The sequence below is a fragment of the Stenotrophomonas sp. P5_B8 genome, assembly GCF_054049855.1.
In genome coordinates this window covers 1-9,491 of the sequence record NZ_JBFULO010000270.1, presented here as the reverse complement: position 1 = coordinate 9,491, position 9,491 = coordinate 1, and the positions used below count along the sequence as shown (strand labels likewise).

Genomic DNA, 9,491 nt, shown 5'->3' with positions numbered 1-9,491 from the left:
GATGTGGCCCGTTGAGGGCCGGACAGCCCCCCGCAGATGAACGCGGTGGGGCAAGGGTCCTGCCCGAAATCAGGCAGGAAGCCGCAAAGTATGGCAGCGCAAGCCCCAACAGGCAAGCCGCAGCGCGCCAGACAGCCCGGCGGCGGCCCGGCTCAGGCCTTGTCGGCCTCGGTGGTGAAGCTCTCGCCGCAGCCGCATTCGGCGGTCGCGTTAGGGTTCCTGAACGTGAACGTCTCGCTCAGGCCGTGCTTGCCGAAGTCGATCTCCGTGCCATCGACCAAGCCCAGGCTGTCGGCATCCACGTAGATACGCACCCCGTCCTGCTCGAACACGGTGTCGCCCTGGCGCTCGTCGCGGGCCAGATCGGTGATGTGACCCCAGCCCGAGCAACCGGTCCGGGTCACGCCGAAACGCAGGCCCAGCGCGCCGGGGGTCTGCTCGACGAACTTCTGCACACGGGCAAAGGCAACAGGGGTAAGGCTTACGGCCATGACAGGCAACTCCAGCGGATCGTGATCATTATAGAGGGTATGGCGCGGCCCGGCTTCGACGGCCGTCGCTGCGGTTCACATGGCGCGCAGCCCCGGAGAGCGCGCGAAAAATGCCTCGCAAGCCGAACACCGCACCCGTTAAACTCCGTGTTCAGAGATCGAGTCGATCAACAGAGGATTCAAGTCATGACGGTGGTCAGCGTTGAACATGCGCTTGCCGGGAAAATCCCGGAAGGCGGCGAGGCAACCGTACGCGGTTGGGTACGGACGGTGCGCGGCTCGGCGGCGCTGGCCTTCGTCAATGTCACCGATGGCTCCTGCTTCGCCCCCATCCAGGTGGTGGCCAATGACACCCTGGGCAACTTCGACGACATCAAGAGCCTGACCCCGGGCTGCTCGGTGATCGCCCGCGGCACCCTGGTCAAGTCCCAGGGCAAGGGCCAGTCCTTCGAAATCCAGGCCCACGACATCGAAATCGTCGGCCTGGTCGACGACCCCCTGACCTACCCGATCCAGCCCAAGCCGATGAGCGCGGAGTTCCTGCGTGAAGTGGCGCACCTGCGCCCGCGCACCAACCTGTTCGGCGCGGTCACCCGCATCCGCAACTGCCTGTCCCAGGCCGTGCACCGGTTCTTCCACCAGAACGGGTTCAACTGGATCAGCACCCCGATCATCACCACCTCCGATGCCGAAGGCGCCGGCCAGATGTTCCGGGTCTCGACCCTGGACATGGCCAACCTGCCGCGCAACGAAAAGGGCGAGGTCGATTTCAGCCGTGACTTCTTCGGCAAGGAAACCTTCCTGACCGTGTCCGGCCAGCTCAATGTCGAGGCGTACTGCCTGGCCCTGAGCAAGGTCTACACGTTCGGCCCGACCTTCCGCGCCGAAAACTCCAACACCACCCGCCACCTGGCGGAGTTCTGGATGATCGAGCCGGAAATCGCCTTCGCCGACCTGGCCGAAGACGCGCGCCTGGCCGAGCAGTTCCTGAAATACCTGTTCCGCGCGGTGCTGGACGAGCGCGGCGACGACCTGGCGTTCCTGGCCGAGCGCGTGGACAAGAACGCGATCACCAAGCTGGAAGGCTTCATCAACGCCCCGTTCGAGCAGATCGACTACACCGAAGCGGTGAAGCTGCTGCAGAAGGCCGACAAGAAGTTCGACTTCCCGGTCGAATGGGGCCTGGACCTGCAGACCGAGCACGAGCGCTGGCTGACCGAGGAACACATCGGCCGCCCGGTGGTGGTGACCAACTACCCCGAGCACATCAAGGCGTTCTACATGCGCCTGAACGATGACGGCAAGACCGTCGCAGCGATGGATGTGCTCGCCCCGGGCATCGGCGAGATCATCGGCGGCAGCCAGCGCGAAGAGCGCCTGGACGTGCTCGACGCGCGCATGGCGCAGTTCGGCCTGGATCGCGAGCACTACAGCTGGTACCGCGATTTCCGCCGCTACGGGTCGGTGCCGCATGCCGGTTTCGGCCTGGGCTTCGAGCGCCTGGTGGTGTACGTGTGCGGGCTGGGCAACATCCGCGACGCCATCCCCTACCCGCGCGCGCCGGGCAGCGCCGAGTTTTGATCCCCCCCGCGGAGGCACCGAGCCCATGACCCTGTTCTTCGCGCTGTGTTTCGTCGGCGTGGCGATCGCCGGGTTCAGTGCCTTCGTGATCTTCTGGCCGCTGACCCTGATCCACATCCGCGACCGCCATCCGCTGCTGGCGCAACGCTTCGGCAACGGCGCGTTCCTGCGCCCGGATGCGCTGCGCTGGCTGCTTGGGCGCGATTACCGGCAAACCCCCGACCGGGCGCTGTCCGGGCTGGCCACGCCTGCCTGGGTATCGCTGCTGACCCTGCTGGCCGGACTGGGCATGGCTGCCCTGCTCTGGCTGCTTTCGATGGTATTGATATGAACGACACCCCCTCACACCGCGACGAATGGTTCTTGGCCAGCCTGGGCAACACGCTTATCTGGGCGCGCCTGCGGATCCGCCCGGCCGGCACCGCCGAAGTCCTCGACAGCGACGGCAACACGCTCAGCTACGACAGCGAAGACACCGCGCGGTCGCAGTTGTTCGATGCCGAGTTCGTGTCCTATGACGGCCTGGACGAGGAAGACGCGCTGATCCGCGGTTTCTCGCTGCATGAAGTGCAGCCGCCGCAGGGCGCCAGCGATGCCGAGCTGCACGGCCGCATGGTGCAGAGCTTGGGCGCCCGCGCGTAACCGGCGATGTTCATCCCTTCCGCCTTCGCCGAGACTGACCTGATCTGGCTGGACCGGCTGCTGGCGCGCGATGCGTTCATCACGCTGGTCACCACCGGCGCCGACGGTCTGCCGCAGGCCACCCGGATGCCGGTGCTGTACCGGCGCGACGCCGATGGCATCCTGATCGAAGGCCACTGGGCCAAGCCGAACCCGCAGGCAGGCCATGCCGGCCCCGCGTTGATGCTGGTGCACGGTCCCCACGCGTATGTGTCGCCGGGCTGGTATCCGGACAACGCCGTCAGGAACGGCGTTGGACAGCCAAAGGCTGGCCCGCAGGGTGAGCCCCAGGGACGGGGCGAACACAAGGTCGCGCAGGCGCGTGTGCCGACCTGGAACTACGCCGCTGCGGAACTGCGCGGCGTGCTGGAGCCGGTGACCGACGATGATGCGCTGATCGCCATGCTGGACGGCCTGAGCGCGCACTATGAAGCGCAGGTCGGCGGCGACTGGGATCTGCTGCCGATCGAGCCGCGCCAGCAGCGCATGCTCGGCGGCATCGTCGGGTTCCGTTTCCGCCCGGCGCAGGTGCAGATCAAACTCAAGCTCAGCCAGAACCATCCCGAGGCCAACCAGCACAGCGTGATCGACGCGCTGTCGGCGCTGGACGCCCCGGCTTCCCGCGAGCTGGCGCAGTGGATGCGCTGGCGCCGCGACGGCGACACCGCCGGTTGATTCTCCCCGCTTCCCGCGACGCCGCGGCCAGGCTGGCCGCGCCTTGCCCCCACCTTACGTCAGGGACACCTGCCCCATGAAAGACATCCACAAGCTGCTGCAGAACAACCGCGAATGGGCGGACCGGATCGAGAAAGAAGACCCGGAATTCTTCCACCAGTTGGCCAAGCAGCAGCACCCGGAATACCTGTGGATCGGCTGTTCCGACTCGCGCGTGCCGGCCAACCAGATCATCGGCATGGCACCGGGCGAGGTGTTCGTGCACCGCAACGTGGCCAACGTGGTGGTGCACACCGACCTGAACTGCCTGAGTGTGATCCAGTACGCGGTGGACCAGCTTAAGGTGAAGCACATCCTGATCGTGGGCCATTACGGCTGCGGCGGCGTGCACGCCAGCCTGCACAACACCCGCGTGGGCCTGGCCGACAACTGGCTGCGGCACGTGGGCGATGTGGCGCAGAAGCACGCCTCGATCATGGATGCGATCGAGGACCCGGCGCTGAAGCACGCACGCCTGTGCGAGTTGAACGTGATCGAGCAGGTGGTCAACGCCTGCCGCTCGACGATCGTGCAGGATGCCTGGGCGCGCGGCCAGAAGCTGATGGTGCACGGCTGGGTCTACAGCCTGAAGGATGGCCGGGTGCGCGAGATGGGCATCGACGTGGGTGCACCGGAAGACCTGCAACCGRCCTACGAAAAGGCCCTGGCCCACGTGCCGCGCCGCGGTCGGCGCGACTGACGCGTCTCTCTACGGAATCCCCATCATGCTCGCTTCCCCCATCAATCTGCTGGCCTGGATCGAGGAACACCGGCATCTGTTGAAGCCGCCGGTGGGCAACAAGATGATCGAGAACGGGGACTTCATCGTGATGGTGGTGGGCGGGCCGAACAGCCGCACCGACTACCACTACGACGAGGGCCCTGAGTGGTTCTACCAGCTCGAAGGCGAGATGACGCTGAAGGTGCAGGAAGACGGTGCGGTGCGCGACATCCCGATCCGCGCGGGCGAGATCTTCCTGCTCCCGGGCAAGGTGCCCCATTCGCCCCGCCGCCCGGCTGGCGGCGTGGGGCTGGTGGTGGAGCGCAAGCGCCTGGCGCATGAGCGCGATGGGCTGCTGTGGTTCTGCGAGCGCTGCAACCACAAGCTGTACGAAGAGTATTTCGCGCTGGAGAACATCGAGACGGATCTGCCGAAGGTGTTTGCGCGGTATCAGGCCTCGGTGGAGATGCGCACCTGCGAGGCGTGCGGACATGTGGATCCGTTGCCGGGTGGTACCGGGGCTGTTGAAGGCTGAGAGCTCGAAGGCGGACAGCAGCATGTGCGCGCGCACTCCGGGCGAGGCTTGTATGGGTGGGTTTGCGCGCATGCAGAAGAGCCGGCGGATTCGATCTTTTAGCGACTGCTGATGCCCGTTCCTGATTCGATGCCAGCTTGACCTTTGAAGGAAGAGCAGCCGAGCATGGCTCGGCTCTACCGGGGCCATTGCAATCATCCCGGTGGGGTCGATCCTCTAACGACTGCTGATGCCCGTTCCTCATTCGATGCCAGCATGACCTGGGAAGGAAGAGCAGCCGAGCATGGCTCGGGGGTTGCCGGGRCCGTGTGTTGCCATGGATGGCAACACCGAGCCYCCAWGGACGGRTYTACGGCGTGTCCCGGCAACCCACCCGCACCGCGCCAGCCCAGCCACCGCCCACACAGGACGCCGTTGCGGTTGACGTTGACGTTGACGTTGACGTTGACGTTGACGTTGACGTTGGCGGTTGGCGGTTGGCGTTGCCTGTTGCCTTTACCAACACACACCCCACAACACCCCACACCCCCACCACCGGATAAACTGTCAGCCACTGTCACGCGGGTTGCACCATGTCCGACATTCTCAGCCGCACCCATGCCGTTGCCCTGGACGCCGCCGATCCCCTGCGCGCCATCCGCGGCGAATTCATCTTCCCCCAGCACAACCATCGCGACCAGACCTACTTCGTCGGCAACTCCCTCGGCCTGCAACCGCGTGGCGCCCGTGCCGCCGTCCAGGACGTCATGGACAAATGGGCCAGCCTGGCCGTCGAAGGCCACTTCACCGGTGACACCCAGTGGCTGCGCTACCACCGCCTGGTCAGCGAACAGCTCGCCCGCATCGTCGGCGCCCTGCCCAGCGAAGTGGTTGCCATGAACACCCTCAGCGTCAACCTGCACCTGATGATGGTCAGCTTCTACCGGCCCACCGCACAGCGACCGGCCATCCTCATCGAAGCCGGCGCGTTCCCCACCGATCGCCACGCGGTCGAATCGCAGATCCGCTTCCACGGCTTCGACCCGGCCACCGACCTCATCGAAGTCCAGCCTGACGAACCCAACGGCACCATTTCCCTGAAGGCCATCGAACGCGCCATCACCGAACACGGCCCGCGCCTGGCGCTGGTGCTGTGGCCCGGCGTGCAGTACCGCAGCGGCCAGGTGTTCGACCTCGACGCCATCACCCGCATGGCGCGCCTGCAGGGCGCCCGCATCGGCTTCGACCTGGCCCACTCCGTCGGCAACGTGCCGCTGCAACTGCACGACATCGCCCCGGATTTCGCCATCTGGTGCCATTACAAGTACCTCAACGCCGGCCCCGGCGCCGTCGCCGGCTGCTTCGTCCACGAACGCCATCACCGCGACACCACCCTGCCCCGCTTCGCCGGCTGGTGGGGCCACGAGGAAGCCACCCGCTTCAAGATGGCCCCGCAGTTCGTGCCCACCGCCGGCGCCGAAGGCTGGCAGCTCAGCAACCCGCCGGTGCTCGGCCTGGCGCCGCTGCGCGCTGCCCTGGACGTGGTCGACAAGGCCGGCGGCATCGCCGCCCTGCGCGAGAAATCGTTGCGCCTGACCGGCCTGCTCGATGCCCTCGTGCGCGCCCGCCTGCCGCGGGTGCTCGAAGTGCTGACCCCAAGCGAGCCCGAACGCCGGGGCTGCCAGCTCTCGCTGCGCGTCATCGGCGGGCGCGAGCGCGGCCGCAGCCTGTTCGAGTACCTGCAGACCGTCGGCGTGCTCGGCGACTGGCGCGAACCGGACGTCATCCGCATCTCGCCCACCCCGGCGTACAACCGTTACCAGGACCTGCACCACTTCATCGACGAAGTGGACGCCTGGGCCGGCCACTAAGCCGCGCCCCCTCCCCCTTGCGGACACCGACTTGATCGCTACCCCCTCCCGCTCGTTGAGCATCATCGGCGCTGGCCTGGCCGGCTCCCTGCTCGCCATCCTGCTGTCCCGCCAGGGCTGGCGGATCACCCTGTACGAACGCCGCGGCGACCCGCGCATCAGCGATTACGAGTCCGGCCGCTCGATCAACCTGGCCCTGGCCGAGCGCGGCCGCAACGCGTTGCGCCAAGCCGGTGTCGAAGACGCGGTCATGGCCAAGGCGGTGATGATGCGCGGGCGCATGATCCACCCGCGCCATGGCGAGCCGCAGCTGCAGCGCTATGGGCGCGACGACAGCGAAGTGATCTGGTCCATCCACCGCAAGGACCTCAACACCACCCTGCTGCAGCTGGCCGAAGATGCCGGAGCCAGCGTGCACTTCCATCGCCGTCTGCACACGGTCGATTTCGACGCCGGCTACGCACGCTTCATCGACGACCGCGACGACCAGCCGCACGACATCCGCTTCGATACCCTGATCGGCGCCGACGGTGCCGGCTCGGCACTGCGCGCGGCGATGAACCGCAAGCAGCCGCTGGACGAACGCATCGACTTCCTCGACCACTCCTACAAGGAGCTGGAGATCCCGCCCACCGCCGATGGCGGCTTCCGCATCGAGGCCAACGCCCTGCATATCTGGCCCCGTGGCCACTACATGTGCATCGCGCTGCCCAACGACGAAGGCACGTTCACCGTTACCCTGTTCCTGCCCAACAAGGGCGATCCCAGCTTTGCCACCACCACCACCGGGGCCGAAGCCGAAGCGCTGTTCGCACGTGACTTCCCCGATGCGCTGGCACTGATCCCCAACCTGCGCCGTGACTGGGAAGAACATCCGCCGGGCCTGCTCGGCACGCTGCACCTCACCCACTGGCACCTGCAGGGCCGCGCCGTGCTGCTCGGCGACGCCGCCCATGCGATGGTGCCCTTCCACGGCCAGGGCATGAACTGCGCGTTCGAAGACTGCGTGGCGCTGGCTGGCCACCTACTGCAACAGGACTCGCTGGGCGACGCCTTCGCCGCGTTCGAAGCGGATCGCAAGCCGAATGCCGAAGCCATCCAGCAGATGGCGCTGGAAAACTATCTGGAGATGCGCGACCGTGTCGCCGACCCGGCATTCCTGCTGCAGCGTGAGCTGGAACAGGCGCTGCAGGCGCGCTGGCCGACCCGTTTCGTGCCGCATTACACGATGGTGACCTTCCTGCACACGCCCTACGCGGTAGCGCTGGAGCGCACCGAACTGCAGCGGCGCATCCTGGAAGAGGCCACCGCCGGGCACGACAGCCTGGACCACATCGACTGGCCTGCACTGGAGCGCATCGTGCACACGCAGCTGCCCGTACTGGAGGGCGCACACTGATGGCAGACAGCTTCCTGTTCTACGACCTGGAAACCTTCGGCCAGGACCCGCGGCGCACCCGCGTCGCGCAGTTCGCTTCGATCCGCACCGATGCCGAGCTGAACATCATCGAGGCGCCGGTCAGCTTCTACGTCAAGCCGGCCGACGACCTGCTGCCCTCGCCGGTGGCCACGCTGATCACCGGCATCACCCCGCAGCACGCGCTTGCCACCGGCGTCAGCGAGGCCGAGGCGTTCTCGCGCATCAACGACCTGATGGCGCGACCGGGCACCTGCTCGCTGGGCTACAACACGCTGCGCTTCGATGATGAGTTCGTGCGCCACGGGCTGTTCCGCAATTTCTTCGATCCCTACGAGCGCGAGTGGCGCAACGGCAACTCGCGCTGGGACCTGCTGGACATGATGCGCCTGCTGCACGCGCTGCGCCCCGAAGGCGTGGTCTGGCCGCAACGCGAGGATGGTGCCACCTCGTTCAAGCTTGAGCACCTGGCCACCGCCAACAACGTGCGTCAGGGCGACGCACACGAGGCCCTGTCGGACGTGCACGCCACCATCGGCATGGCACGCCTGTTCAAGCAGGCCCAGCCGCGCCTGTGGGACTACGCGCTGAAGCTGCGCGACAAACGTTTCGTCGGCAGCCTGCTCGACGTCGATGCGATGCAGCCGGTGCTGCACATCTCGATGCGTTATCCCGCCCAGCGCATGTGCGCCGCACCGGTGCTGCCGCTGGCGCGTCACCCGTACATCAACAACCGCATCATCGTGTTCGACCTGGAGGGCGACATCGACGCACTGCTGGCGCTGCCGGCCGAAACCATCGCCGCGCGCCTGTACACCCGCGCGGCGGACCTGGCCGAAGGCGAACAGCGCGTACCGCTCAAGGAAGTACACGTCAACAAGGTGCCGGCGCTGGTCGCCTGGAACCACCTGCGCGCCGCCGACCATGCACGCCTCGGCCTGGACGTGGCCGCGATCGAGGCCAAGGCCGCACGCCTGCGCGAGCTCGCCCCGGCACTGGCCGAGAAGGTGCGGCAGGTATTCGGTGGCGAACGCGTGTTGCCGCCGAGCGATGTCGATGCGTCCCTGTACGACGGCTTCCTTGCCGATGGCGACAAGGCGCTGATGACCCGCATCCGCACCAGTCCCCCGACAGAACTGGCCAGCTTCGCCGAGCGCCTGCGCGATCCGCGCATGCCTGAACTGCTGTTCCGCTACCGGGCGCGCAATCATCTGCCGACCCTGGATGCGGCCGAGCGCACCCGCTGGAACGACTACCGTCGCCAGCGCCTGCTCGGGGATGCCGCACTGGGCGAGCAGAACCTGCCGCAGTTCCGGCAACAGCTGGACGCGCTGGCCACCGAACATGCCACCGACCCCGGCAAACTCGCCCTGCTGCAGCAGCTGCGCGATTGGGGCACCGACCTGGAGCAGAGCCTGTGAGCAGCTATTTCAGTCCGAAGAGCTTCACCTTCCTGCGCGGCCTGGCCCGCCACAACGACAAGACCTGGTTCAACGAACAC

10 protein-coding genes and 1 pseudogene are annotated in these 9,491 nt (G+C 66.8%); 10 read left to right on the top strand and 1 reads right to left on the bottom strand.

The window, feature by feature from the left end; translation table 11 throughout:
* Positions 1 to 152: 152 nt before the first annotated feature.
* On the bottom strand, positions 153 to 491 hold the full coding sequence (locus ACXJKH_RS14160) for a HesB/IscA family protein (protein WP_256774539.1): 339 nt from the start codon (positions 489 to 491) through the stop codon (positions 153 to 155).
* Positions 492 to 677: 186 nt separating this feature from the next.
* Between ACXJKH_RS14160 and asnS the strand changes: the two genes are divergently transcribed.
* From asnS to ACXJKH_RS14110, 10 genes and pseudogenes are all read left to right on the top strand, one after another.
* Entirely contained in the window at positions 678 to 2,072 is a 1,395-nt protein-coding gene (gene asnS / locus ACXJKH_RS14155; RefSeq protein WP_457320174.1) for an asparagine--tRNA ligase, read from the top strand.
* 25 nt (positions 2,073 to 2,097) lie between these two features.
* Complete coding sequence (locus ACXJKH_RS14150; RefSeq protein WP_256774541.1) at positions 2,098 to 2,403, top strand: hypothetical protein; 306 nt, start codon at positions 2,098 to 2,100, stop codon at positions 2,401 to 2,403.
* The gene (locus tag ACXJKH_RS14145) at positions 2,400 to 2,714 is read left to right on the top strand and encodes a hypothetical protein (protein ID WP_256774542.1); all 315 of its coding nucleotides are present in this window, start codon (positions 2,400 to 2,402) and stop codon (positions 2,712 to 2,714) included. The genes ACXJKH_RS14150 and ACXJKH_RS14145 overlap by 4 nt, the downstream gene beginning before the upstream one ends.
* A gap of 6 nt (positions 2,715 to 2,720) precedes the next feature.
* Positions 2,721 to 3,428: an FMN-binding negative transcriptional regulator gene (locus tag ACXJKH_RS14140; RefSeq protein ID WP_457320171.1), complete on the top strand. Its 708-nt coding sequence runs from the start codon at positions 2,721 to 2,723 to the stop codon at positions 3,426 to 3,428.
* Between the two features lie 76 nt (positions 3,429 to 3,504).
* A complete protein-coding gene (can, locus tag ACXJKH_RS14135; RefSeq protein ID WP_457320169.1) occupies positions 3,505 to 4,167 on the top strand; it encodes a carbonate dehydratase in 663 nt (220 codons plus the stop codon).
* Positions 4,168 to 4,192: 25 nt separating this feature from the next.
* Complete coding sequence (locus tag ACXJKH_RS14130; protein WP_256774545.1) at positions 4,193 to 4,723, top strand: 3-hydroxyanthranilate 3,4-dioxygenase; 531 nt, start codon at positions 4,193 to 4,195, stop codon at positions 4,721 to 4,723.
* A 572-nt stretch (positions 4,724 to 5,295) separates the two neighbouring features.
* Positions 5,296 to 6,573, top strand: a complete 1,278-nt coding sequence (kynU, locus tag ACXJKH_RS14125; protein ID WP_457320167.1) for a kynureninase — start codon at positions 5,296 to 5,298, stop codon at positions 6,571 to 6,573.
* Positions 6,574 to 6,604: 31 nt separating this feature from the next.
* A complete protein-coding gene (locus tag ACXJKH_RS14120; RefSeq protein WP_457320165.1) occupies positions 6,605 to 7,972 on the top strand; it encodes an FAD-dependent oxidoreductase in 1,368 nt (455 codons plus the stop codon).
* On the top strand, positions 7,972 to 9,411 hold the full coding sequence (gene sbcB, locus ACXJKH_RS14115; protein ID WP_457320163.1) for an exodeoxyribonuclease I: 1,440 nt from the start codon (positions 7,972 to 7,974) through the stop codon (positions 9,409 to 9,411). Before ACXJKH_RS14120 ends, sbcB begins: the two co-directional genes overlap by 1 nt.
* Positions 9,408 to 9,491, top strand: a pseudogene (locus ACXJKH_RS14110) (DUF2461 domain-containing protein); the annotation flags it as partial. The gene sbcB and the pseudogene ACXJKH_RS14110, both read left to right, overlap by 4 nt.